Raw genomic sequence first — 23,662 nt, 5'->3', positions numbered from 1 at the left:
CTTCCGGCGTTGGCAGTCGGTGCAGGTCGTCTAGGTGGATCGCATTACTCAGACGAACGCAGCGATAAGATCGGCGACCGCCCGCGGTCTCTCGAGCGGCAGCAAATGCCCGGCATCGGCGATAACACATAATTCAGCGCGGCGAAGCCTGCGAGTGATCGCCGGGGCGACGCCGGGGTCCATCGATTCGTCGCGATCGCCTGCAACGACCAGCACCGGCAGGTCGATGCCAGCAGTCGCCGCCGAGATGTCGTCGCAACTACCGGTCTCCAGCCACCAGCGCCATACTGGCTCGGCCACGCGCAACTCGTCGTCGATCGCAACCTTGAGCATCGCAGGTGGCAGGAGGCTGCCAGTTCTTGCGAGCTGCGCCCGCGCGAGGCGGCGGTTGCCGAAGGCATCGAGCATCGCCGCGCGGTCGCGGTCGCTTATAGGCTCGGGCGTCGGCGGCGACGCCGCGAGCAGGATCAGCGCGGTCAGTTTTGGCGGTTGCCGCGCCGCCGCCGCCAGCGCGATTTTGCCGCCCATCGAATGCCCAATGGCAACCCACGGGTCAGATCCAGCGGTCGCGATTAGCCAATCGGCATATGCATCGAGCGACGGGACCGTCGGCGCCGGCGTGCCGCCAAATCCCGGTACATCTGGTGCCTTGCAATCGTAATTTGTGAGCGCGTGAACTAATGGCACCCATGATCGCGCGGAACCACCGAAATAGTGGGCGAAGACCAGCCGGGTCACGGTTTGTTGCCTGGCAGGACGCTGCTCCGTACCTGTCGCGCCGCTGGCGCCACGCCGTGCGCGCCGCGGCTGTCGCGCCTGGAAATGATCCAAATAGACTTTGTCACCGCAGCTGGCCTGCCCCCACCTCGAGACACAGCTCGACGACCTCGACACGCTGATACATGTCGTGCTCAACAAAAGGGCTTTCCTTCAAGTAGGCGTCGGCCGCCGCAAATCCATCAGATTCAAGACAAACTAGAAGGCCGGCGCGATTGCCATCTCGGTCCTTTAAGAACCCCGCCAAGCGGATTGACAAACCAGGCTGACCGAGATGAGCGTTAAGCGCCGGCAGAAGTTCAACGGCCTCGGAATCAATTTTTGGCTTGAAAAAGCCCATGACCGCAAACAGCATCGATTGTCTCCGTATGGAAGAAATTGTTCCTCAGCGAGGCAGCCTCACAAATCAGGCCTCGGGCACGAGCACGGCCGCCCCTTCGAAGCGACCGGCGCGAAGATCGGCCAATGCCTCATTGGCTTTCGCAAGCGGGTAAGTCGTCGTCTTGGTGACGATGCCGATCTTTGGCACTAGCTCGAGAAAATCGAGGCCGTCCTGGCGGGTGAGATTGGCGACCGACATGATCTGGCGCTCTTCCCACAGGATTTGATACGGGAAGCTCGGAATGTCGCTCATGTGGATGCCGGCGCAGACGACGCGCCCGCCCTTTCGAACGGCCTTCAGCGCCAGTGGCACGAGGGCACCGACCGTCGCAAAAATGATCGCCGCATCGAGCTGGTCGGGGGGTGCGATGTCGGACCCGCCCGCCCATACTGCGCCAAGACTCTTGGAGAATGCCTGCGCGGCGGTGTCACCGGGCCGGGTAAAGGCGTAGACCTCTCGCCGCTGCCATTTGATAACCTGCGCCAGGATATGCGCAGCAGCGCCGAAGCCGTAGAGTCCGATTTTCTTGCCGTTGCCAGCGATTCCGAGGGCGCGCCAGCCGATAAGGCCGGCGCAGAGCAATGGGGCCAGCGAGACGTCGTCGCCGTCTTCGCCCAGCGGGAAGGCAAATCGAGCATCGGCGATCGTAGATGTGGCGAAGCCGCCGTCACGCGTATAGCCGGTGAACAGCGGCGCATCGCACAGGTTTTCGCGGCCGGTGCGGCAATAGGGACACGTCCCATCGGTGTGGCCGAGCCACGGGATACCCACGCGCTCGCCGATCTTGAGGTCCGTCACGCCCGCGCCGATCGCGTCGATGCGGCCGACGATTTCGTGACCGGGAATAATCGGTGAATTCGGGTGCGGCAGCTCGCCATCAAGGACGTGCAGGTCGGTCCGGCAGACGCCGCAGGCCAGCACCTTAACGCGAATTTCATTCGCGCCAGGCTGGCGGTCGGCCAGTTCGGTCCAGACTAGCCGCGTCTTCGGCTTATTCAGCACCATCGCGTGCATGGCTTGTCCTAACTTTTGGTCTGGGCAGCGAGCCGCTGCAGAACATGCGGCAACGCATCCGGAAGGTCGGCGGCGACCAGGCCAAGCCCGAACGCGGCGGCCGCCGCTCCGTGGAGCCACACCGCGGCGGCTGCTCCCTCGAACGCAGGCAGACCCTGTGCCAGCATGGCGGCGACGAACCCCGTCAGGACATCGCCACTGCCGCCGGTCGCCAGCTGCGGCGGCGCGTTGGCGTTAATGATCGCGCGGCCATCGGGGGCGGCGATCACCGTGTCCGGCCCTTTCAATACGACGATGGCTTGGCACTGTTTGGCAGCCGACCGGGCCAAATGAAGCTTGTCGCCGGTGAAGTGGAACAGGCGCTTGAACTCGCCCGCGTGGGGCGTGAGCACGCACGGTCCCTTGATCGCCGCGAACAGGTCTTCCGGGGCGTCGGCGAACGACGTCAGGGCGTCGGCGTCGAGTACCACGCTGCGTTGGGTGGCGAGCGCCGCGAGCGCATAGTCGCGGGTCGCGGCCCCGACGCCTACGCCCGGTCCGATCGCGATGACGTTGCGGCGGACGTCGGCGAGCATCGCGCTGAAGTTGGCCAGTCCATCGAAGCTTTGAACGATCGCATTAATCAGCGACGTGGCATAGACGCTCCACACCTTGGCCGGCGCGGCGAGCGTGACCATGCCCGCACCGCCGCGCGAGGCCGCTATAGCGGTCATGCGGCTGGCCCCGGTAATTGCCTCGCCGCCGAGTACAAGGACCTCGCCGCGGGTGTACTTATAGCTTTCCGCCTGCGGCCACGGGAATCGATCGAGCCACAGTGCCGGATCGTTTTCCCACGCCATGGGCCTGACCGTGTTTAGCACGGACACCGGGGTGCCGATGTCGGCGAGGACGACGTCGCCGCACAGACCTCGGCCCGGGTAAAGCAGATGGCCAAGCTTTTTGCGGAAACATGTCACCGTCAGGTCGGCAGATGCGGCAGCACCCAAGACCGCACCGGTCGACCCGTCGACCCCGCTTGGCAAATCGATCGCGCAAACCGGGACCGGACGATCATTCAGGGCCTCAACAATAGCGAGCGCCGCTCCCGACAGTGGACGGCTCAGGCCCGCGCCGAAGATCCCATCGACCACGAGGCCAGCACCGTCGAGACATTTGGCAGTGAACGGAACTATCGTCCCAGTCCACAGACTTGCGGCGTGCGCAGCGTCGCCCGATAGTGCGGCCCGCGACCCCATCACGGCCACGGTAACCGGCCAGCCCGCAGCTGACAGATGCCGGGCGGCGATGTATCCGTCGCCACCGTTGTTTCCTGGACCGCACAGCACAGTCACCGGCCGCATCGGCCAGCGCGCGCTGATGGCGACCGCGACCGCCGCCCCCGCGGCTTCCATGAATCCACCGGCGGGAACGACACCGGCGGCGGCAAGACGATCGACGGCCCCCATTTCCACGGACGTCAGCAGGGCGTGATCGTCCAGCCGCGCCGCGTGACCTGGCGCTGCGCCTCGGGTTGCGACTTTGTTCATCAAACTGTGGCCCGGAGCAGCATGTCGGAGTGGCCGCGAGGTTTCGGTCGGCAAACTCGCATTGCAGTCACGCTCCAGACGACGGGACCGCATCTGAAAATCGATGCGGTGGTCGCTCTATCGAAAACTAATGCTAGAATCAGGGCCGCGGCAGGGTCGGGAAATACCTAGCCGTGCTGACATCCGTCCAAGGCACCCCATCACCCGCCAACTAAGTAAATTCCGATCCTCCTGGCCCGCAACCCGAATTGCCTATTTTTTGCTCACCGGGCCGTGCTTGGCCGTTCCTTTTGGCGGTCTGCTATGTTAAGTAGACGCGTCGTAGCAATGCCCGTGCGGCCTACTGGGTGTATGGCCGGTTCCGCGCCAACGCCAAGGAACGCATGGCCGAGACTGTCGCGTGACAGCGCCGCGGCGGCGTACGAGGGCTCGACATAAGAGAAGGACGGTTGATCTCTCGCACGGCGCGGGAAGTCGCGCGATGGCGGAACTCATCGACGAAGTCTGCCGCAGCGCTTTCGATAATCCCTACCTCGGTCAAGGCAACGACCAGGCGACCTTTGATCCGCCGCCCGGCCGCATGGTGATTTCGACCGACGCCTATGTGATCTGGCCGCTGTTTTTTCCTGGTGGCAACATCGGCTCGCTGGCCGTGCACGGCACGATCAACGACGTCGCGATGGCGGGCGCGCGGCCGCTGCATCTGGCTGCCAGCTTTATCACAGAAGAAGACTTTACCCCCGCCGACCCGTAGTGCATCGCCGTCAGAATGGTAGACGCCGCGCGGGAGGCGGAAGTCGCTACCGTCACCGGCGACACCAAGGTTGTCGAACGCGGCAAGGCCGACGGCGTGTTCATCACCACCACCGGTGTGGGCGTCATTCCGCCGCATATTGACTTCTCGGGCGACCGGGCCCGGCCCGGCGACAAAGTGATCGTATCCGGCTCGATCGGCGATCATGGGGTCGTAGTGATGTCGAAGCGGAACAATCTCGGGTTTGAAACCGAGATCGTGTCTGATAGCGCGGCGTTGCACGGTCTAGTCGCCGCGATGGTCGATACTGCGGGCTCCGCGATCCGTCTTCTGCGCGATCCGACCCGCGGCGGTCTGGCCGCCACGCTCAACAAAATCGCTCAGCAGTCGCGGTGCGGCTTTCTGATTGAAGAGGCCCGCATACCCGCTCGGCCGGAAGTCATGGCCGCGTGTGAATTCCTGGGTCTCGACCCCCTCGACGTCGCCAATGAGGGCAAACTCGTCGCCGTGGTCGTGCCAGGGGCTGCTGATGACCTTCTAGCAACGATGCGCGCCCATCCGCTCGGGCGCGACGCTGCCATAATCGGCACAGTCACCGCCGACGATCAACGCTTTGTCCAGATGACGACGTCGTTTCGCGGCGGGCGGATCATCGATCGGCTCGCGGCGAGCAGCTTCCGCGGATATGCTGACCTCATCGTCAAACACCGTGCCCATACCCGAACCGCTTGTGGCGCGGAACACCAACTACTCACGTCGGCATACCGATGATCCCTTTCGCCTGCCAGCACCCTCCAAGCTGGCGGCCTGGGCGAGGACGACACTCGCCGGCCCCTCCGCGAGCGGTGCTTTGGGCAGCGGCGAGTTGCAGCGCCGGTTCTTATCGAACGCTTTACCAAACAAGCTGAAATATTGAATATTGTCGTCCTGGGACCGCCCGGTGCGGGCAAGGGAACGCAAGGCCAATTGCTTTCAAAGCATATAGGTGTCCCGCGGGTTTCGACCGGAGACATGCTGCGAGCCGCTGTCGCATCCGGTTCGGCGCTTGGCCAATCGGTGGAGGCGACCCTGGCTAGCGGCGACCTCGTTTCAGCTCATATCGTCTTAGAGCTGATCGCCGAGCGCCTGCGAGAAGCCGACTGTGCCGACGGCGCTATATTCGACGGCTTTCCCCGAACGATCAGGCAAGCAAGGGCACTTGACAAGCTACTGGCCGGACAACAGGCGAAGGTCGATCTCGTGCTCAACCTAATAATTGACGACGATGTACTTATTAAGAGAATAGAGGTGCGCAAAGTGGATGGACCGGCGCGACCGGACGACACTGCTGAAACGTTGAAGAACCGGCTAGTGATTTATTACCGCACGGCACCAGCGCTGATTGCTTTCTATCAGGGGGAAGGAAAGCTGGAGATGGAGAACATCATGGAAACAATCACTGTAGTTAGCGATGAGATTGCCCGTGTTGATAACGCGTGGGGCAGTCAACGGCGCCGACTTTGTCGTAGAGCTGCGATACGATAACTCTTAAATTGACTCGCCCGTAATTCAGTACGTCCTATCGCAATCAGAACGTTTTCTGCTCGCGCAATCTGATGCTAACGGCGATTTGCGGCTTACTTTATTCACGAGGTACACGCAACCATTGGAAGCTGCGCACGGAGTGCTCCGCCACGCCACGGTGAGCATTGCACGGGGTCAAATCGGCAGTTGGAGTCCTAGTTTCGTGGAAATGGGTAATTGGCTGGCGGCCGACCTGGTGCATCGTAACAAGCAACAGAATTAGGGATGCAACCGTTCTTGTTATGAAACTTATACCCCTTCGCTTCCATGCATCCCAAAATAGGGGAACTGCCAACCTCGGAATTTCGAGGCGCGACTTCACTGCGGCAAAGCCCAATATCACGTGACGGTGATCGTCCACACCCTGCGACGGCTAGGATCAACGGAATAGCAAGCGCGTATCTCAACTGGGCGCACTCACATCCACAACAATAGTTGCTGACATAGCATCCAGGGCAAGTTATTTCAAGACTTACTGATAAGCACCCTCGTTCTAGCCCGAAGACCTGCGATAAGGTGAGGGACCAGCAGGATCTCCGATGCCCGGTCTGCGCCGCAGGCTTTATCACTGCGGTTTCGCGGTCGTCGAGTTTGGAACGTATCGGATCGGTCCATAACCGTCTTCCGTCGGCGCGGCTATGGCAGCCTGTAGGTACATTCCGAACCTGCCGGAACAAAGCGATCGCACTTATTTGATTGCTGCGATCAGGACGGAAACAATAACGAAATTCCCTAAATAGTCGCTGCCGCAACGACCTGACCCCGTGATTCTAAAACGGCCGAGATGGGATTTCAGTCTTTGAACTTGGCGTGGCGCAAAAGGAAAACCGATGACTTATCAAAGCTTCAACCCGTTCAGTGGGAAGCTCGTCGAGACCTTCAAGGTGCTGGGCGACCCTCAACTTGAGAACAAGATTGCTGCGGCGGACGCCTGCTTCCAGACGTGGCGCCACAAGTCGTACGCCGAGCGCGCAACGATTATCGCCAAGGCCGGCGAGATTCTCCACGCCCGTGCCGACGAATTCGCGCGGATCATGACAACCGAGATGGGCAAGCGGATCGGCGAAGCACGCGGTGAGGTCGAGTTCAGCGCGCGAATCCTGGCCTATTACGCCAAGAACGCCGAACGCTTCCTTGCACCGGTGAAGCTCAACCCGACGAACGGCGAGGCCCACATGGAGAGCAGCCCGATCGGCGTGATCTTTTGCGTCGAGCCGTGGAACTTTCCCTATTACCAGCTCGCCCGCGTCGCCGGTCCGCACCTGATGGCAGGCAACACGCTGATGGTGAAGCATGCCAGCATCGTCCCGCAGTGCGCGATCGCGTTCGAAAAGCTGTTCCTCGAAGCCGGCGCGCCGGTTGGCCTCTACACCAATCTCCTAATCAGCCACGAGCAGTCGGATGAACTGGTCGAGGATGTGCGGATCAAGGGTGTCGCGCTGACCGGCAGCGTCGCTGCGGGCCGCAGCATCGCCTCGCGCGCCGGGAAGAATCTGAAAGTGTCGTCGATGGAGCTCGGAGGCAGCGACGCCTTCATCGTGCTTGAGGACGCCGATCTCGACCTGACCATCCCATGGGCAGTTTGGGGCCGGATGTACAATACGGGCCAGACCTGCTGCGCGGCAAAGCGCTTCATCGTCGTGGAGAGCATGGCCGACGCGTTCCTGGCGAAGTTCAAGGCCGCGCTCGGTGCGCTCAAGGCCGGCGACCCAATGGACGAGAAGACGACGCTCGGGCCGCTATCGACCGAAGAGGCGCTGGTTGCGCTGCTCAAGCAGGTCGACGGCGCGGTCACCAAGGGTGCGAAGCTGGCGTTGGGCGGCAAGCGCATCGACCGTCCGGGGTCGTTCATGGAGCCTAGCATCCTGACCGACATCAAACCGGAAAATCCCGCTTTCCGTGAAGAATTCTTCGGTCCCGTAGCATTGTTCTTCCGGGTCAAGGACGAGGATGCCGCGATCGCGCTCGCCAACGACTCTGACTTCGGTCTCGGTGGCTCGGTGTGGACGAAGGATGTCGCTCGCGGCAAGCGCGTCGCCAGCCGCGTCGAGACGGGCATGATGTTCATCAATAACATCGACTGGACCGATGCCGAGCTGCCGTTCGGTGGCATCAAGGACTCAGGGTATGGCCGCGAGCTCGGCGACATGGGCATTCAACAGTTCGTCAACATGAAGCTGGTCCGAACCCACAACGCCAAAGCGCCCGCCTGAGCTGTCAGGGACGTCCGGTAATTCTGCCGGGCGTCCCGCAGCAGCCGCAGTCCGGAGCACCCAATGTACGTCAATGTCGCCGTCCTGAAAGAGAAGCAGCCGAACGAGGGTCGCGTCGCGCTCGTCCCGTCGCTGGTGCCCAAGCTGACCAAGCTCGGCGCGCGGCTCCACATGGAGACCGGCGCGGCCGATGCGATCCGGGTGCCGGCAGCCGCGTACGGCGATGTCGTTTTCATGGATGACCGCACCGCGATGGTCGCCGACGCCGACGTCGTGCTCTGCGTCCAGCCGCCGGCGCTGGCGGTAGTCGATGCGATGAAGCCGGGGTCGATCCTGATCTGCTTCGTCTATGCGGCCAACGAACCCGAACTCGTGAAGCGGATGCTCGCCCGCGGCATCACCTGCTTCGCGATGGAGCGGATCCCGCGCATCTCGCGGGCGCAGGCAATGGACGCGCTGTCGAGCCAATCGGCGTTGGCCGGCTATTATGCCGTCGCGTTGGGTATGACGCACATGACACGCGTGCTGCCCAAGATCACCTCGGCTGCGGGGGTAATCGGCCCGGCGAAAGCGCTCGTGATGGGCCTCGGCGTCGCCGGGCTGGAGGCGGTGGCCACCGTCCATCGGCTGGGAGCCGTCGTCGAGGGCTATGACGTTCGCCCGGAAACCAGGGAACAGGCGCTGTCGCTCGGCGCGACCTTCGTCGACACCGGCGTCGATGCCACCGGCAAGGGCGGATACGCACGTGCGCTCACGGCGGAGGAAAAGACCAAGGTCGACGCCGCGCTAACAAAACATATCCAGGCATCCGACCTGATCGTCACCACCGCCGCTATTCCCGGCAAGGCGTCGCCCAAATTGATCAGCAAGGCGCAGGTTGCGGGGATGAAGTCGGGCGCGGTGATCGTCGACTTGTCGGCCGAGGGCGGTGGCAACTGCGAGATGACCCAGCCGGGAGAGACGATCCGCGTCGGTGACGTCACCATCGTCGCGCCATTGAACGTGCCGTCGCTTCTGGGGACGGACGCCAGCGAACTCTACGCCAAGAACCAGTTCAACCTGCTCGCGCTGATGCTGAAGGACAATGTCATCACGATCAACTGGAGCGACGAGATTCTCGCGAAGACCGCGCTCACTCACGACGGCAAGCTGTGTGACACCCCCAAGCAGGCAAAGGCGGCGTGACCGTGATGGGACACCAACCATGAGTTTCGACATCACGATCACAGGCTTCGTCGCGCTGTACATCTTCATGCTCGCCGCGTTTGCCGGCTGGGTGATTATCGGCAACGTGCCGGCGATCCTCCACACCCCGCTAATGTCGGGGTCGAACTTCATCCACGGTATCGTCGTCGTTGGTGGCTTATTCGCCTTACTCAACGCCAACACACCTCTCGAGCAGGGGATAGGCTTCTTCGCGGTGCTGCTCGGGGCCGGGAACGTGGCCGGCGGCTATGCCGTGACCGACCGAATGCTGGCGATGTTCAAGGTGAGCGGCGCGGCCGCAAAACACCACACCTCAGCCAAGATCCATCACTTCAAGAAGAAGGGGTGAGGGACATGCTCGTCACACTCTCGCAGATCGCGATCGGCGCCACCGATCTCGTTGCCGCCTTCCTATTCCTCTACGGGCTGAAGCGGATGTCGTCGCCGGCGACCGCAACATCAGGCATTCGCGTCGCGGGCATCGGCATGGCGGCCGCTGTCCTCATCAGTTTTCTCTATTTCTTCACCGTTGATGCCGCTGCGAAGCCACACATCTTGGTCAATCTGGGACTGGCGGTCGTCGCGCTCGCTATCGGCGGCGGCGGCGCTTGGGTCGTCGGCCGCAGGGTGGCCATGACTGCGATGCCGCAGATGGTGGCGATCTACAACGGCATGGGCGGCGGCGCGGCCGGTGGCATCGCCGCCGTCGAGCTATTCGGCAACCGGGCGCACGGCGTCACACAATTGGTGGTGACGTTGCTCGGTGCCTGCATCGGTGCCGTGTCGATGTCGGGCTCAGTCATTGCGTGGGCGAAGCTGCAAGGCGTCATCAAAAAGCCACTCCGCTTTCCGGGCCAGCGGATTTTGAACGGCGTTGCCTTCCTCGCCTCGGTCGTGGTCGGCGGTTGGATCGTGTTTGTGGCGGTGGGCGGCGCGGCACCGATGCTTCCGGTCGCCACTTGGATTACCATCTTCTTCGGCCTCGCGCTGCTGTTCGGCATCCTGATGACCCTGCCTATCGGCGGTGCCGACATGCCGGTGGTGATCTCGATCTTCAACGCCTTTACCGGACTTGCCGTCGGTCTAGAAGGCTTTGTCCTCGGCAACCCGGCCCTGATGATCGCCGGCATGGTCGTGGGCGCGGCGGGTCTGCTGCTGACCCTGCTGATGGCCAAGGCGATGAACCGCTCGGTCGCTAACGTCCTCTTTGCCAACTTTGGTGAGACGTCCAAAAAGAAGAAGCATGGTGCGATCACCGGGACCGAGCGCGAGACCCAGGCATCAGACGCCGCAATAAAGATGCGCTATGCGAGCAGCGTGATCATCGTGCCGGGCTACGGCCTTGCCGCGGCGCAGGCCCAGCAAAAGCTCTACGAGTTCGTCAAGCTGCTGCTCGCCGCGAAGGTCCAGGTTCGCTTCGCAATCCACCCGGTGGCCGGGCGGATGCCGGGGCAGATGGACGTGCTGCTCGCCGAAGCGGGGGTGCCGTACGATCTCATCTTTCAGCTCGACACAATCAACGACGATTTTGCGACCACGGACGTCGTTCTGGTGATCGGTGCCAACGACGTCGTCAACCCGGCGGCTCGCACCGATAAGTCCTCGCCGATCTTCGGCATGCCGATCCTCAACGCCGACAAGGCCAAACAGGTTTACGTGATCAAACGCGGCCAGGGCAAAGGTTATTCGGGGATCGTCAACGCCCTGTTCTACATGCCCAATTGCAACATGGTCTTCGGCGACGCGCAGGCGGTAATGATCAAGATGATCGAGGCGGTTCGCGGCCTCGGCGCGGCAGCAGCGTGATGACCGATAGCACGCGCCAGTCAAAACTGATGTCGCGCTTTGTAGTAATCGCGGGGACGTTGGCCCTGTTCTGCAGCGGCTTCTGCCCGGCGGACGCGCAAGTGCATGGATCGGACACGGAAACAATGCTGCCCGAGGTTCCAGTAGCGGAGCCGCCGCCGCCGGTGCTCAGCGTCAATCTCACCGGCGCCTCGGATTATATCTTTCGCGGCGTTAGCCAGACCGATAACCACGTCGCGATCTTCGGCAGCGCCAAGGTTGCCTACGATCACTTCTATCTTGCCGCGGGCGGAGAAAACGTCGACTTCCACAACGGGATCAATACCGAGTATGACTTGTCCGGCGGCTGGACACCGTCGCTAACCAAGTTCGACTTCGACCTCGGCTTTATCCGCTACGGCTATATCGGCGCACCGGCCGGCGTGTCGATCGATACGATCGAACTCCACGCCGCCGTTGCGCGGACCATCGGCCCGCTCAAGCTGGGCGCCAGCTTCCATCACGCCTTCGAGTATTTCGGCACGAAGCGGCCCGCGAACTACTTCGAGGGCAACGCTACGTATACGATCGTTCATGGTTTGACCTTGCGCGGCGCGATCGGCCGCCAGGAAATCGATGCAGGCCACAGCTTTACCACCTGGAACCTCGGCCCTGCCTATGCCCTCAACAAGCATGTTGCCGTGGGATTTAGATATTCCGACACCGACTCTCATGCCGACGGCAGGCTCTACGGCCCGCATTACGTCGGCTCGGTCAGGGTGGGCTTCTGAACCCGCCACGCCCATCCCCCATTCATTCGAAAAGGAACGCACCATGATCGCCAAGAAAATGCATGCTGCTGTCGTCACCGCCTTCGGCAAGCCGTTGCAACTGCAGGAATGGGATGTGCCGACGCCAGGTCCGGGTCAAATCCTCGTCAAGACTGAGGCGTGCGGGGTTTGCCATACCGACCTACACGCCGCCAACGGCGACTGGCCAGCGAAGCCGACGCCGCCATTCATTCCCGGTCACGAAGCGATTGGCATCGTCGTTGCGCTTGGCGCCGGCGTAACGCTCGTCAAAGAAGGCGACCGTGTCGGTGTACCGTGGCTTTATTCGGCATGCGGCCACTGCGAATACTGCCTGTCGGCTTGGGAGACGGTCTGCCCCGAGGCTAAGTACGGCGGCTATACGCAGAACGGCGGGTTCGCCGAATATCTTCTCGGCGACCCAAACTACGTCGCCCATATCCCGATGAAGCTCAGCCCCACCGAGGCGGCCCCGCTGATCTGCGCCGGAATTACGACCTACAAGGGTATCAAGGAAACCGAGGCGCGGCCGGGCGAATGGATCGCCGTCTCGGGTTGCGGCGGTCTTGGCCATATGGCGATACAATACGCGAAGGCGATGGGCCTCCACGTCTGCGCGGTCGATATCGACGACGGCAAGCTTGACCACGCCAAACGGCTTGGGGCCGACATGGTGGTCAACGCCAAGACCCAGGACCCGGCGGCGATGCTCAAGGCGGCGATCGGTGGCGGCGCGCACGGCGTTCTGATCACTGCGCCGTCCCTGCCCGCGTTCAAGCAGGGCGTGGAGATGACCCGCAAGCGGGGCACCTGCGTCCTCGTCGGCCTGCCGCCAGGCAATTTCCCGACACCGTTGTTCGACGTGGTGGCAAATTGCATCACCATCCGCGGCTCGTTCGTAGGCACCCGCGAGGACATGGCCGAATGCCTGCAGTTTGCCGCCGAAGGTAAGGTCAAGGCAGATATTGAGCTGCAACCACTCGCTTCGATCAATTCGGTCCTGGAACGACTTGAGAAGGGTGAGGTGCCCTCGCGCGTCGTGCTCGATTTGACCGGCGGTACCACCGAAAAGCCAAAAGCCGAGGTGAGGCAACCCGCCTCCGCCTGAATCCGAAATGGCGCCGGGTAACTATGCGTCGGAACAAGGGTAATGTTATGAAATCAAGTCTCATAATCGCGCTGTCTATCTTTGCTGCCACCGCGACGCTGGCGCCAGCCGAGGCCAAGACAATGCCCTCGGCAACAGCGACATTTTCGGGTGATTCCGTCGCGGTCGGCGTTGTTTTCACCTGGGGTAATGGAGTGCTGACGTTTAGGGGTAAAACGTATCCCTTCAAGGTCGATGGTCTCAGCGCCGTAGGACTAGGTATGAATAGTATAAATGGCACCGGCGAAATTTATCATTTAACAAATGTCGCGGATTTTGCTGGCACCTATGGCACCGCCGGTGCCGGCAGCACGATCAGCAAGGGCCAGCGCGGTAGCGCCAGCCTAAAGAACCATAAGGGCGTCGTGATCGAATTCCGGGCAAAAGAAATCGGCGCGGAAGTCAGTCTTGCTGCAGGCGGGGTCGTTATCAGGCTAACACCCCCGAATTAGTTCACCCGATGCAAACGAAAAAGCCATCGGCGACGCCTTAACTCGACTGGTACAGCGCTTGAAAGAGCTCGGCAGCAGTTCGGGAGAATACATGACGTTCGCCAAATGTTACGCGAGCAGGTGCCCCATGCGCAAATAAACTCCTCACGGCGCTTGGCGCACCTCTTTGAACGCAGTCGAACAAGACAGCGAACACGGCACCCATAGCCGGCCGACGAGGAAGATCCAGCTGGTCGATAGACCCCCACGGAAAAGGCTCGCCCGGATCGAAGCAGCGCTGACGCCCGCGTCCCGGAATCCGCAGTATGCAAGATTATCTGATTGTCGGTTGCTTGTCGGCGCCACTGCGAACAGCGAAAGTGCGATGAAGACCGTTATGTATTGCCGTGGCAGCAATCGCGGCCTCGCCCGCGGCGACGCTAATTTGGTTGAGCCCTCGCACGAGGTCGCCGGCAGCGTAAAGTCCAGCCACCGACGTGGCCTGATGCTCGTCAACGCATAGTCGGCCAGTGGCTTCGACGCGCGCGCCCAACTCCGCTGCCAACGCGCTTTGGGGGGTAGTCCCGAAGGCGGTGTATACGAGGTCGAACCGGTGCTGCTGGCCGCCCTCGACAGTCAAAACCGTGACGCCGTTCAAATCAACGCTGACTGAGCCGATGATGATATGACTGAGCGCTATGCCCGCGGCTTGCAGTGCCGCTCGCGTCGCACTCGACAAGTCGGCAGTTTCGGCGGCTGTAAGGAGCAGCGTGATGGCTGCCGAATATGTGCGCAGAAACAGCGCCTCAGCAGCAGCATGCTCACCATTGCCAAGGACGGCGATGGCCATGTCGATCGCTTCGTAGCCGTCGCAGATCGGACAGGTCCGGATTAGCCCGCGCTTCACTGCGTCGGCGAGATGCGCCAACGGCGGTTTGTTCTCGACGACGCCGCTGGCGAGCAGAACGGTATATGCAGTTACCGACGCACCGCCGAAAGTGGCGGTGAATAGCTCATCGGCTCCGCGGCCAATTGCCTCGACGGTGCCGTGCTCGAGGACGGCCCCGAAGCAGCGCGCTTGGGTCCGCATGAGATCGAGCAGGACGGAGCCGCCGACCCCCGCCGAAAAGCCCGGCACATTGCGGCTGCGCGTAATCCACTCGGCACGGCTCCACCCCTTGTCTACGATCGTGACATCCCGGCGGAAGCGCCCGAGGTAGGTAGCTGCCGTCAAACCAGCCGGTCCGCCCCCGACGATGAGGCAGTCGAGCGGTACATCTGTCACTTTCAGGCCGCCAGTTGCTTCGCAGCGCTGAGCGCTGGTGCCATCGCCGCAGCGTTGCGGCCCGCGATGCGGCCGAAGGCAAAGCATTCACCGATGTTGGCCCCGCCTTGGTAAAGAAACGAGTAAATCGAGCCAAGCTCGCCTGCGGAGAAGAGCCGTCCGATCGGGGTGCCGTTCGTACTAATTACCTGAGCATGTTCGTTTCGACGGGGGCCGCCCTGAGTGTTCACAAACGCCGGGGTCAACTCGATCGCATAAAAGGGCGGAACCGCGAGAGGTGCCATCTTACCGGCAGAACGGCCCCAGTCAGTGTCTTCGCCGGCCACTGCGAGCGCGTCGAACCGGGCGACGCTGCCAACGAGTGCTTTGGCTGGGATATCGATCAGCGCGGCCAAGGCCTCCATCGTGTCGGCCTTCTTGATCCACCCCTTCTCGACTTCACGCAGGTTGTCGTCGCTCCAGTTATAGAGATTGCCGTGGCTGACATCCCAGTCGGCGGTGGCCCTACCGATATGGCCGGATTTGCGGAAATCTTCGTCGAAGATCATGTAAATCGGGATCGGCAGCACTTGTTGCCCCCAGTAGCCGTGACGCTTGACCTTGCCGTGCAGGTCGCCGGTGATGCATGGATCGCCCTCCATCGTAAACCGTGATCCGTCGCGCGCAACGAACAGGTAGCTCGTGCCCTTCGGCAGGTTGAGCCACTGTGCCACTGCGATCTCGGGCGCCTTGAACGACAGGATCGGACCCGAGATATTGTTCATGTGCCAAAGCTGAGCACCGACTTCGAGGCCCATGCGAATGCCGTCGCCGGTATTGTACGGGGTGCCGTTCGGGAAGATCCGGGGCAAGCCGTCGACATAGTTTCGGACCATCGCCGGGTTATTCTCAAAGCCGCCGCACGTGAGCACCACCGCGCGCTTTGCGCGGATAGCAACACGCTCGCCATGCTGTTCCGTGACAACGCCGAGGATTTGGCAGTCGTCTTTGACGAGGCTGACCGCGGGCGACTGATACAGCACAGCGATATCACGCGCCGCAACGGCAGCCTCGATAATCCGCCACAGGCGTTCACCGCCCATCGGCCCCGGACCGTTCATCAGCACGCGAACGCACTCAGACCCCGCCATCTCGGGGAACTCGATGTACGGCAGGTCGAAGGGCGTCATACCAAGGTTTTCTAGCCACGCCCGATTGGCGTGCATCTCGGTCGCCCAAACGTCGATCATCCCGTCGGATATGTCGTCCGTGTAGGGCCCGGCAAGCGCGCGGAAATAGGCCTTTGCCATCAAGATGTCATTCGGCCAGAAAACGAGGTTGGCGGACACGCGGCTGTTGCCGCCCTTGTCAGTTTCCGGGGCTTTCTCGAGGAGCAGAACCTTGGCACCGGCGTCGTGGGCGGTGATCGCCGCGGTGGCACCGGCGTAGCCATAGCCGACGACGATAACGTCGTATTCACTGTCCCAGTCTGGAAGCGCTTCGACCATGGCCGTCCTCCGTGACTAGCCGGACCCGAGAGGCGATGCTCGCCCGATTACTAGCCGAAACTCTAGTGCCGCCGACCCATCCGCCTTAGGAGCATCGGAAACTACTTACGCGGCCGCCATCGGAAGGCTGGCCGGCGTTAAATGCTGTTGAGCTTGACGTCAGGTCCCTTTAGCTGTGCAGATCGTCGCAAGCCTCCGGCAACCTTTAGTGCGGGAAGAAAAGCGCGTTGTTGTCAGCCTAAGGTGCGCCAATCCCCTGCAGCGTTCCGGCAGTATCGAAAGATGTAGCCGTGGGTTTCGACGCCACGGTGTATCCCTGTCAGTCGGACACGACCACATTTTGACGCTCCGCCGCCATCAAGGAGATGGACCTTGCCGGTCTTGCCCGATTCCGACCACATCTGCACGTCGCCCTGCCGGCCGCGGTCGAGAACCGCTTGGGCAACCAACCTGGCAGCAGGCATGTCATAATGGGCTGCGCTTCGCGCGAGCTCTTTGCCGACAATCTGGGCCGATACCGTACCGCCGCCGACAAGCAGCGCGCCGAGACCAAGAATGTGTAATTTCACTGGCGGTCCCCGCGTACCATCGTGTTGGCTGCGACCGTCTCCGGGTTGGACGGTTTCGCTGCCCATCCGGCGCGGGCCAACAAATGTCGTATATCCATGACGTCGGTCGCATCGAGATTTTTGCCCTTCTCTGGCTCCAGGATCAGCTTCTCTCCACCGACGTTCAGCACACGGTCACCGTTGTGTCGGTGCTCAATGGATCCGATTGTCGCGAACAGCTTGTTCACCTCACGCCACGACAGGTTGTGCGAGAGGGGGTGTTGAAAGACCTTTTCGAGCGCGTGAAGATGGGTACCAGAAAGTGAACCGGCATGATCGGGGTCGATTGCGAAAGCGTCTTTGGACATGGTCAGGTCTTCCATTCCGGCACCAAACCATCAACACGGTCCGGCCAATTGCCTAATGTAGGCTTTCGGGTGACGCCACATCAGTTTCGGAAACTACTTATGCGGAGCGCGGCACTGATCTGAGTTGGGCCACTGGATCCCGAAGTCAAGGTGGTCCACCATACGTGGCCGGCGCAACCCACGAAGCACGCAGCTCGATGAACTCGACGCATGCGACAGTTCGGATTCGACCACGGCATCGAGCCTCGGCTCGAGCGTTAGGCTCAGGACTCATTGATCACAGCCAGAAGATGACGGTCGCGGCGAGCGCGATGGCCGAGAAGAAGGCGTGCGCGCAGCGGTCATAGCGGGTGTGGATACGCCGCCAGTCCTTGAGCCTGCCGAACATGTTCTCGATGCGGTGACGTTGCCGGTAGAGAGTTCGGTCATGCGGGATCGGGGTTTTGCGGTTGGCCTTCGATGGGATGCAGGGTGTGATGCCCTTGGCGATCAGGGCGGCGCGGAACTAGTCGGCGTCATAGCCGCGGTCACCGAGCATGGCCCTCGCTTTGGGCAGGGCGTCGAGCATCAGCGCTGCGCCCTTGTAGTCGCTGGTCTGCCCCTCGGTGAGGAGCATGACCAGCGGTCGGCCCTGGCCGTCGCAGACCGCGTGCAGCTTGGAGTTCAGGCCGCCTTTGGTGCGTCCGATACATCGGGGAAGAGCCCCTTTTTGAGGAGGCTCGCGGCGGTTCGGTGTGCCTTCAGGTGGGTCGCATCGATCATCAACTGGTCGGGCTTGCCGCCTTTTGCCGCCAGCGCTGCAAAGATACGGTTGAACACACCCAGCCGGCTCCAGCGGATGAAGCGGTTGTAGATCGTCTTGTGCGGACCGTAGTCCTTGGGCGCATCGCGCCAGCGCAGCCCGTTCCTGATCACGAAGATGATCCCGCTGATCACTCGCCGGTCGTCAACGCGCGGCACCCCATGCGACAGGGGAAAGTGCGGCTCGATCCGACGCATCTGTGCCGCCGACAACCAGATCAAATCACTCATCACGACGCCTCCTCAGCGCCGCCATTGAATCAACCGATCACCGTCTCCGCAAGCACTTTAATAGGTCCTGAGCCTAGATCGTTTGCATACATCCGCCGGAGACGGTGCGCTGGAGCCATTACAGCTCGTCAGCGCTTCCCAATCAATACGACGCCTTCGCTTGATTGACGAGACCCGTGCAATGATCCCTCTGCCCACATCAGTCACCGCAGGCGAGGACGAGACATATCCGTTCGGGGTCTGATGCTTATTTTTTTTAGCGAGCGACGCCGCGCGGATCAGATGCGCTTTAACTACATAGGAGTGATACTGCCGATTGATTGGGGCTGAGCCGCAACGTCGCCCAGACCGGCAGATGGTCAGACGCGACCCGCGACAAGGATGACCGATGGGTACCGCAGTCGACGATCTCGATGCCCCTTCCAACCATGATGCGATCGAGGCGCCCAAATGGAAGGCGCGCGGGAAAGCTCGGACCGGTGGGAGCGATGTGATAGTTTTCCGCGAAATCGATGAGGCAGCCGCGCGCCGCCCGCCACTCATTAAGATCGCCCATCAGAAGCGTTGGCATCGTAGTGGAACGGGCAAGGACCTGCGCCTGAACCGAGCGAGCCTGCTGCCGTCGCCGCAGGCCGGTCAGATCAAGGTGCATGCCACCAATCCGCATCGGGTGGCCGTCGGTTAGCGTCTCAATGAGGATGGCACCGCGAGGCTCGAGCGTCGGCAAGTCAAGCGTAGCCGAGGCCGTGACCGTCAAACGTTCCGAGACCAGCGCCGCATTGCCGTGCCAGCCGAGACTGGCCGAATTATGGCCGAATACCACCGGGCGATAGGGTGTGCGCTCCACGATCCTCGCCAACGGCAGAACGGTTTCGCGAGTGCCGAATCGGCGATCCGCCTCCTGGAGAACGACGACGTCGGCACCGATTTCTTCGAGCGTGGCGAGAATGCGGTCGGGTGCATAGAGACCGTCGGTGCCGACGGCCTTGTGGATGTTGTAAGTCGCGACCTTGATCAACATGCTCTGCTAAAGCAGCGGACTGACAAGGCGCGCCAGACCCTCGCCAACCCGATGTAGCATCGGCCGCCGCCGCCACGTCTGCAGGTCGATGGCTTGGCTCTGCGCTAGCGCGTGGGCCTGAAGAACCTGTAACTCGGCGATGGTCGGAGCGTCAAATAGCAACAAACTAACCTCCTCATTAAGCTTGAACGAGCGGATATCGACGTTACTTGAGCCAACGATGCCCAGGCGGCTGTCAATGCTCACGTTCTTGGCGTGCAGAAGGTAGTGGCCGAAGAGATAGATTTGGACACCGGCAGACAGGAGATCGTCATAATAAGAGCATTGTGCGAGACGCACGAGCTTCTGGTCTGCGACAGCCGAGACGATCAGGACGACCTCGACACTGCGCGCCACTGCCGTGCGCATCGCGCTAATGAGCGCTGCATTAGGGATGAAATATGGCGTCGTTAGGATAACACGATGGCGGGCGTTATGGATCTGCCAGACGAGGAGCGTTTCAAAACCTGATAGCCGATAGGTTGCGCCACTCGGTAGCAGCTGGCTGACTGTTGTGCCGGTGGGTTGCGGCACGACGACGACGGCCTGCAGCATGATCTCGGTTTCCATGAACCAATCGGCGATGAAGATCGACGTCATCGCCGCAACCACTGGGCCGGTTACCCGCACTTCCATCTCCAAGTTGGTGATGCGAGGGCGAAAGTCCTTTGCGATCAGGTTTTGCGAACCGGCATAGCCAATCAGCCCGTCGATGATGAACAGCTTGCGATGATTGCGCATGTCATTCCGATCACGTGGCCGCCACAGAGTCACGGACAGCGTTTCCCGGGCATCGACACCCGCGCCACGGAGCGCCGTCAACGTTCGTCGGCGCCAAGACCGCGACCCGACCGGGTCAAGCAGAACATTGCAAACGACTCCGCGAGCAACGGCGCGTGCCAGCGCCGCGACGATCTTCCGGCCAGTACAATCGTCGGCAAAAATATAGACGAGAAGCCTGACATGTTGGCGCGCCATGTCGATATCGGCCACCAGCCGATCGATCATTTCGTCATAGACATCGAGGAATTTAATTTCATTGCCACCGACAGCCGGCAGGCCGCAAAGTCTGGTGGCCAGGTCGATTATGTCCTGAGCGTTGCCGTGTCCGGAAGGCGCGTGCTCAGCGAGCCGACTGGCAGTATCGACAAAGAAGGGAGTAAGCTTGGCGAATCGGTTGGCCCGCCATTTTGGGAATGTCGGTCGTCCGATCGCGAGGTATACGAGCAATCCCGGTATCGGCAGAAAGACGATCAGCAGCAGCCAGCTCGCTGCGGCCTGTGGCGACCGCCGCAGCGGCACGAAGACAATCGAACCAAGGCGGATCGTCCAGATGACGATCACATATGCGGTACCCCACGACAGAAGCGACGAAACGGGCGGAAACGCGGCTATCACCGTCGCCGAGCCCGTCGAGTAATGGCACCAGAATCCGTGCCAGGACAGTTTGTGGGGGCTATCACCCCCAGCGCGCGCGCGCGTCTCAAGACTCTATCACGTCGCGCAGCGACGCCTCGATCTCGCCGCCGCAAAAGGCGTCGCCATAGTCCTGCTTCGCCTTAGCCGTGAGATCCGCTAGAGCGGGGAGCGCGGAAATACGCCGCGACAGAGCGGCAGTCATTGGCGCGGCATCCTCAAGCATAGTGTGGATCGGTCGAAAACGATCGGTCATTGTCGACCAGAGAGTGGCTGTTACGACGTCGGCGACACCTGGAGTCGCACCACCCAACAGGTAGCCCGCGTGTGCCGTTAGGCCGTGACGCCTGCCGGTTTCCTCCCAGAACGCCATCCATCGCTTTAGACGCGGAACGAAATCGGCCCAGCGTTTGACCGTCCACATTTGGCGGCCTCCATCGAGATTGATTTCGTCGATGACGTCGTTGGCGTCGTTGATCGTCTTCATGCTCATGGCTCGACGGCCAGCGGTGGATGGCATCAAGTCAAGCGTCTCGCCGAGATATAGTAAAATGGCGGGCATCTCGGCGATAGCGAAGTCAGTCTTTTTGTCGACGAGCAGTGGCGGGCCCATAAACGGGACCGCCATCCGCGTTACAGGCCCGTCCATCAGTGTCGCAATCGCGGCAGGGTCGCTTTCGGTCCAGGTTTTGCCCGAATGCGCCAAGACCGCGCGCACAAATTGGCCCAGGAACGGTACCGGCCAATAGTAGAGGTCATAGTCCGCCATGCAGGTGTTCCAGTCAAATCGGGATAACGACCATAACGCCGCCGACGGACGAACGTTCGACTTGTCGATGCCGTCGCATTTACGCGACCCTAGGTAATTTCCGAGGCTGCCGGGCGCCGCAGCGACTCTGGTAGTTTGAGCCCTTAAAAAAGGACGTTCCTGGATGGCCACGCACACCTTCGTCGGCAGCGGCATCGCATCCCTAGCCGGCGCGGTGATCCTCATTCGCGACGCCGCGGTCGAGGGCAAGGACATAACGATCCTCGAAGAAAGCCATCAGACCGGCGGTGCATTCGATGCCCACGGCGATGCCGAGAACGGCTATTTCATGAGCGGTAGCCGCATGTTCGAGGCAAAGTACCTTTGCACCTTTGATCTGCTGGATTCGATTCCCTCGGCGACCGACCCGACCATGTCGGTGACGCAAGAAACGAACCGCGCCGCCGCCAAATGGCCGTGGGACGCCAAAGCTCGCCTAGTCAGTCGCGACGGCAGCATCCCCGACGCCCACACGATGGGCTTCACTGAGCGCGACCGGATCGATCTGACCAAGCTGATCGCCGAGCCCGAGAGCCTGCTCGACGACAAGCGCATCACCGATTGCTTCGAACGGCACTTCTTCGAGACTAATTTTTGGATGGAATGGTGCACACTGTTCGCCTTCGAATCCTGGCACAGCGCGATCGAGTTCAGGCGCTACCTGCGGCGGTTCGTGCATCACTTCTCGACGATCGATGTGCAGCACGACATCTATCGCACCGTCTATAATCAGTATGACGGCATCATCGTGCCTATCGTCACCTGGCTCAAGGCGCGCGGAGTGCAGTTCCGTTATGGCGTCCGCGTCGAAGATCTGGGGTTCGCGTCGGGCAGCGACGCGATCACCGTCACCAGCATCACCACGCGCGGCGCCGACGGCACCGCGATCATTCCGGTCGCCCCCGACGACCGCGTGTTCGTCACCAACGGCTCGATGACCGCCGACAAGGTGTTCGGATCGATGACGAAAGCGCCCGGCCTTAATCCGAGCAACCATTCGGGTGCGTGGAACCTGTGGGAAAAGCTCGCGCAGGGACGCCCGGCTTTCGGCAATCCGGCCGCGTTCAACGGCAACCTCGCTGAAAGCTCGTGGATCTCGTACACCGTCACGGTCAAGGACCCGCTGTTCCTGCAGTTAATGGAACGCTTCAGCGGCAGCGCGGCCGGCACCGGCGGGCTCATCACCTTCAAGGACTCGAGCTGGTTGATCACCATCTCGATCTATCATCAGCCGTTCTTCCCGAACCAGCCCGAAAGCGTTGCGGTGTGGTGGGGCTATGGCCTGTTCCATGATCGCCCGGGCGATTTCGTCAAGAAACCGATGGTCGAGTGCACCGGTGCCGAAATCCTCGAGGAAGTGCTCGGCCATCTAAACTTTGTTGCGGCGGACCAGGCCGCGGTCGTGGCGGCATCGATCTGTATCCCCTGCGCGATGCCTTATATCACCAGCCAATTCATGATGCGTAAGCTCGGCGACCGGCCAAAGGTGGTCCCCGATGGATCGACCAACCTCGCCTTTCTCGGCCAATACGCCGAGCAGCCCGACGACGTGGTGTTCACGGTAGAATATTCCGTGCGCTGCGCGATGACCGCAGTCTATACGCTGCTCAAGATCGATAAGACCCCACCGCCGGTGTACAAAGGTCTGCACAGCCCGAAAGTGATCGTCGATGCGATCCGGACGTTGCATCGGTAGCGTGCAACTTTCGCTCTATGGACTATCGGGTTTGGATCGCTGTCGAACTGGAACCTCGTCATATTCGTGCCTAGGTGGACGATGAGAGCTTCTCAGTAGGCGTCGACCGCTGGGTGGTGATGTCTAGCCACCTGAGTGAGGATACCTGCGGCTTGCGGGTGAGCACGTGTCAACGGCGTGTTCCGAGCAGATGCCGCAAGTATTGCACACTCCAACACGATTTCACCACAAATCAGCTGCTAACACATCTAATCAGGGGCGGCTCAGCGATCGTCGGGGCCCAGGTTGGCCCGACCTACTCTCAACGACTGAAACTCAGCTTCAAGATTTGCGATTACGTTGCGGTCATCGGAGG

Annotated in this window: 20 protein-coding genes and 2 pseudogenes; 10 read left to right on the top strand and 12 right to left on the bottom strand. The window is 61.4% G+C overall.

Annotation, left to right across the window (positions count from 1 at the left end; all coding sequences use genetic code 11):
- Positions 1 to 48 precede the first annotated feature (48 nt).
- The 4 genes from KZX46_RS01380 to KZX46_RS01365 all read right to left on the bottom strand — a co-directional run bounded on the left by KZX46_RS01380 (position 49) and on the right by KZX46_RS01365 (position 3,699).
- Positions 49 to 738: an alpha/beta fold hydrolase gene (locus tag KZX46_RS01380; protein WP_219774136.1), complete on the bottom strand. Its 690-nt coding sequence runs from the start codon at positions 736 to 738 to the stop codon at positions 49 to 51.
- 103 nt (positions 739 to 841) lie between these two features.
- Positions 842 to 1,132: a hypothetical protein gene (locus tag KZX46_RS01375; RefSeq protein ID WP_216711293.1), complete on the bottom strand. Its 291-nt coding sequence runs from the start codon at positions 1,130 to 1,132 to the stop codon at positions 842 to 844.
- Positions 1,133 to 1,183: 51 nt separating this feature from the next.
- A complete protein-coding gene (locus KZX46_RS01370; protein WP_216711292.1) occupies positions 1,184 to 2,173 on the bottom strand; it encodes a zinc-dependent alcohol dehydrogenase family protein in 990 nt (329 codons plus the stop codon).
- Positions 2,174 to 2,181: 8 nt separating this feature from the next.
- Positions 2,182 to 3,699, bottom strand: coding sequence for an NAD(P)H-hydrate dehydratase (locus tag KZX46_RS01365; protein WP_216711291.1), 1,518 nt, complete (start codon positions 3,697 to 3,699; stop codon positions 2,182 to 2,184).
- Positions 3,700 to 4,099: 400 nt separating this feature from the next.
- Here KZX46_RS01365 and hypE point away from each other — a divergent pair.
- The 9 genes and pseudogenes from hypE (at position 4,100) to KZX46_RS01320 (ending at position 13,628) form a co-directional block, all read left to right on the top strand.
- Positions 4,100 to 5,145 (top strand): annotated as a pseudogene (gene hypE, locus KZX46_RS01360) (hydrogenase expression/formation protein HypE).
- Between the two features lie 220 nt (positions 5,146 to 5,365).
- Positions 5,366 to 5,977, top strand: coding sequence for an adenylate kinase (locus KZX46_RS01355; protein ID WP_216711290.1), 612 nt, complete (start codon positions 5,366 to 5,368; stop codon positions 5,975 to 5,977).
- 869 nt (positions 5,978 to 6,846) lie between these two features.
- The gene (locus KZX46_RS01350) at positions 6,847 to 8,229 is read left to right on the top strand and encodes an NAD-dependent succinate-semialdehyde dehydrogenase (protein ID WP_219774135.1); all 1,383 of its coding nucleotides are present in this window, start codon (positions 6,847 to 6,849) and stop codon (positions 8,227 to 8,229) included.
- A gap of 63 nt (positions 8,230 to 8,292) precedes the next feature.
- Positions 8,293 to 9,414 carry an NAD(P) transhydrogenase subunit alpha gene (locus tag KZX46_RS01345; protein WP_219774134.1) on the top strand — a complete coding sequence of 374 codons (1,122 nt, stop codon included), beginning with the start codon at positions 8,293 to 8,295 and terminating at the stop codon, positions 9,412 to 9,414.
- 19 nt (positions 9,415 to 9,433) lie between these two features.
- Positions 9,434 to 9,784 carry an NAD(P) transhydrogenase subunit alpha gene (locus tag KZX46_RS01340; protein ID WP_219774133.1) on the top strand — a complete coding sequence of 117 codons (351 nt, stop codon included), beginning with the start codon at positions 9,434 to 9,436 and terminating at the stop codon, positions 9,782 to 9,784.
- A 5-nt stretch (positions 9,785 to 9,789) separates the two neighbouring features.
- Complete coding sequence (locus tag KZX46_RS01335) at positions 9,790 to 11,241, top strand: NAD(P)(+) transhydrogenase (Re/Si-specific) subunit beta (protein WP_216711286.1); 1,452 nt, start codon at positions 9,790 to 9,792, stop codon at positions 11,239 to 11,241.
- Complete coding sequence (locus tag KZX46_RS01330; RefSeq protein WP_216711285.1) at positions 11,241 to 12,011, top strand: TorF family putative porin; 771 nt, start codon at positions 11,241 to 11,243, stop codon at positions 12,009 to 12,011. The genes KZX46_RS01335 and KZX46_RS01330 overlap by 1 nt, the downstream gene beginning before the upstream one ends.
- A 43-nt stretch (positions 12,012 to 12,054) precedes the next feature.
- Complete coding sequence (locus KZX46_RS01325) at positions 12,055 to 13,137, top strand: zinc-dependent alcohol dehydrogenase (protein WP_370647439.1); 1,083 nt, start codon at positions 12,055 to 12,057, stop codon at positions 13,135 to 13,137.
- 47 nt (positions 13,138 to 13,184) lie between these two features.
- Complete coding sequence (locus KZX46_RS01320) at positions 13,185 to 13,628, top strand: hypothetical protein (RefSeq protein WP_216711284.1); 444 nt, start codon at positions 13,185 to 13,187, stop codon at positions 13,626 to 13,628.
- Between the two features lie 313 nt (positions 13,629 to 13,941).
- Here the strand turns inward: KZX46_RS01320 and KZX46_RS01315 are convergent, their stop codons facing one another.
- From KZX46_RS01315 to KZX46_RS01280, 8 genes and pseudogenes are all read right to left on the bottom strand, one after another.
- Positions 13,942 to 14,892: an NAD(P)/FAD-dependent oxidoreductase gene (locus KZX46_RS01315; protein WP_216711283.1), complete on the bottom strand. Its 951-nt coding sequence runs from the start codon at positions 14,890 to 14,892 to the stop codon at positions 13,942 to 13,944.
- A gap of 2 nt (positions 14,893 to 14,894) precedes the next feature.
- A complete protein-coding gene (locus KZX46_RS01310) occupies positions 14,895 to 16,379 on the bottom strand; it encodes an FAD-binding protein (RefSeq protein WP_219774131.1) in 1,485 nt (494 codons plus the stop codon).
- 233 nt (positions 16,380 to 16,612) lie between these two features.
- Positions 16,613 to 16,948 carry a hypothetical protein gene (locus KZX46_RS01305; protein ID WP_219774130.1) on the bottom strand — a complete coding sequence of 112 codons (336 nt, stop codon included), beginning with the start codon at positions 16,946 to 16,948 and terminating at the stop codon, positions 16,613 to 16,615.
- On the bottom strand, positions 16,945 to 17,310 hold the full coding sequence (locus KZX46_RS01300) for a hypothetical protein (RefSeq protein WP_216711281.1): 366 nt from the start codon (positions 17,308 to 17,310) through the stop codon (positions 16,945 to 16,947). The genes KZX46_RS01305 and KZX46_RS01300 overlap by 4 nt, the downstream gene beginning before the upstream one ends.
- Before the next feature lie 262 nt (positions 17,311 to 17,572).
- A pseudogene (locus KZX46_RS01295) lies at positions 17,573 to 18,327 on the bottom strand (IS5 family transposase).
- A gap of 289 nt (positions 18,328 to 18,616) precedes the next feature.
- A complete protein-coding gene (locus KZX46_RS01290; protein ID WP_219774129.1) occupies positions 18,617 to 19,348 on the bottom strand; it encodes an endonuclease/exonuclease/phosphatase family protein in 732 nt (243 codons plus the stop codon).
- Positions 19,349 to 19,354: 6 nt separating this feature from the next.
- Entirely contained in the window at positions 19,355 to 20,752 is a 1,398-nt protein-coding gene (gene cls / locus KZX46_RS01285) for a cardiolipin synthase (RefSeq protein ID WP_219774218.1), read from the bottom strand.
- Positions 20,753 to 20,870: 118 nt separating this feature from the next.
- On the bottom strand, positions 20,871 to 21,743 hold the full coding sequence (locus tag KZX46_RS01280; RefSeq protein ID WP_370647438.1) for a glutathione S-transferase: 873 nt from the start codon (positions 21,741 to 21,743) through the stop codon (positions 20,871 to 20,873).
- On the opposite strand from KZX46_RS01280, the gene KZX46_RS01275 reads away from it, so the two are divergent.
- Positions 21,736 to 23,307: an oleate hydratase gene (locus KZX46_RS01275; protein WP_219774128.1), complete on the top strand. Its 1,572-nt coding sequence runs from the start codon at positions 21,736 to 21,738 to the stop codon at positions 23,305 to 23,307. The two genes, KZX46_RS01280 and KZX46_RS01275, sit on opposite strands and share 8 nt — an antisense overlap.
- The last annotated feature ends 355 nt before the right edge of the window (positions 23,308 to 23,662 follow it).

It is taken from the genome of Polymorphobacter sp. PAMC 29334, from assembly GCF_019431245.1.
GTDB lineage: Bacteria > Pseudomonadota > Alphaproteobacteria > Sphingomonadales > Sphingomonadaceae > Polymorphobacter_B > Polymorphobacter_B megasporae.
Note: the sequence above shows the minus strand (reverse complement) of the source record. Positions and strands in the feature narration are given on the sequence as shown.

Coding starts and splice junctions, on each gene's coding strand:
- KZX46_RS01375 (WP_216711293.1), bottom strand. CDS start 1,132: ATGCTGTTTGCGGTCATGGGCTTTTTCAAGCCAAAAATTGATTCCGAG.
- KZX46_RS01370 (WP_216711292.1), bottom strand. CDS start 2,173: ATGCACGCGATGGTGCTGAATAAGCCGAAGACGCGGCTAGTCTGGACC.
- KZX46_RS01365 (WP_216711291.1), bottom strand. CDS start 3,699: ATGAACAAAGTCGCAACCCGAGGCGCAGCGCCAGGTCACGCGGCGCGG.
- KZX46_RS01350 (WP_219774135.1), top strand. CDS start 6,847: ATGACTTATCAAAGCTTCAACCCGTTCAGTGGGAAGCTCGTCGAGACC.
- KZX46_RS01345 (WP_219774134.1), top strand. CDS start 8,293: ATGTACGTCAATGTCGCCGTCCTGAAAGAGAAGCAGCCGAACGAGGGT.
- KZX46_RS01340 (WP_219774133.1), top strand. CDS start 9,434: ATGAGTTTCGACATCACGATCACAGGCTTCGTCGCGCTGTACATCTTC.
- KZX46_RS01335 (WP_216711286.1), top strand. CDS start 9,790: ATGCTCGTCACACTCTCGCAGATCGCGATCGGCGCCACCGATCTCGTT.
- KZX46_RS01330 (WP_216711285.1), top strand. CDS start 11,241: ATGACCGATAGCACGCGCCAGTCAAAACTGATGTCGCGCTTTGTAGTA.
- KZX46_RS01325 (WP_370647439.1), top strand. CDS start 12,055: ATGATCGCCAAGAAAATGCATGCTGCTGTCGTCACCGCCTTCGGCAAG.
- KZX46_RS01320 (WP_216711284.1), top strand. CDS start 13,185: ATGAAATCAAGTCTCATAATCGCGCTGTCTATCTTTGCTGCCACCGCG.
- KZX46_RS01310 (WP_219774131.1), bottom strand. CDS start 16,379: ATGGTCGAAGCGCTTCCAGACTGGGACAGTGAATACGACGTTATCGTC.
- KZX46_RS01300 (WP_216711281.1), bottom strand. CDS start 17,310: ATGGAAGACCTGACCATGTCCAAAGACGCTTTCGCAATCGACCCCGAT.
- KZX46_RS01290 (WP_219774129.1), bottom strand. CDS start 19,348: ATGTTGATCAAGGTCGCGACTTACAACATCCACAAGGCCGTCGGCACC.
- KZX46_RS01275 (WP_219774128.1), top strand. CDS start 21,736: ATGGCCACGCACACCTTCGTCGGCAGCGGCATCGCATCCCTAGCCGGC.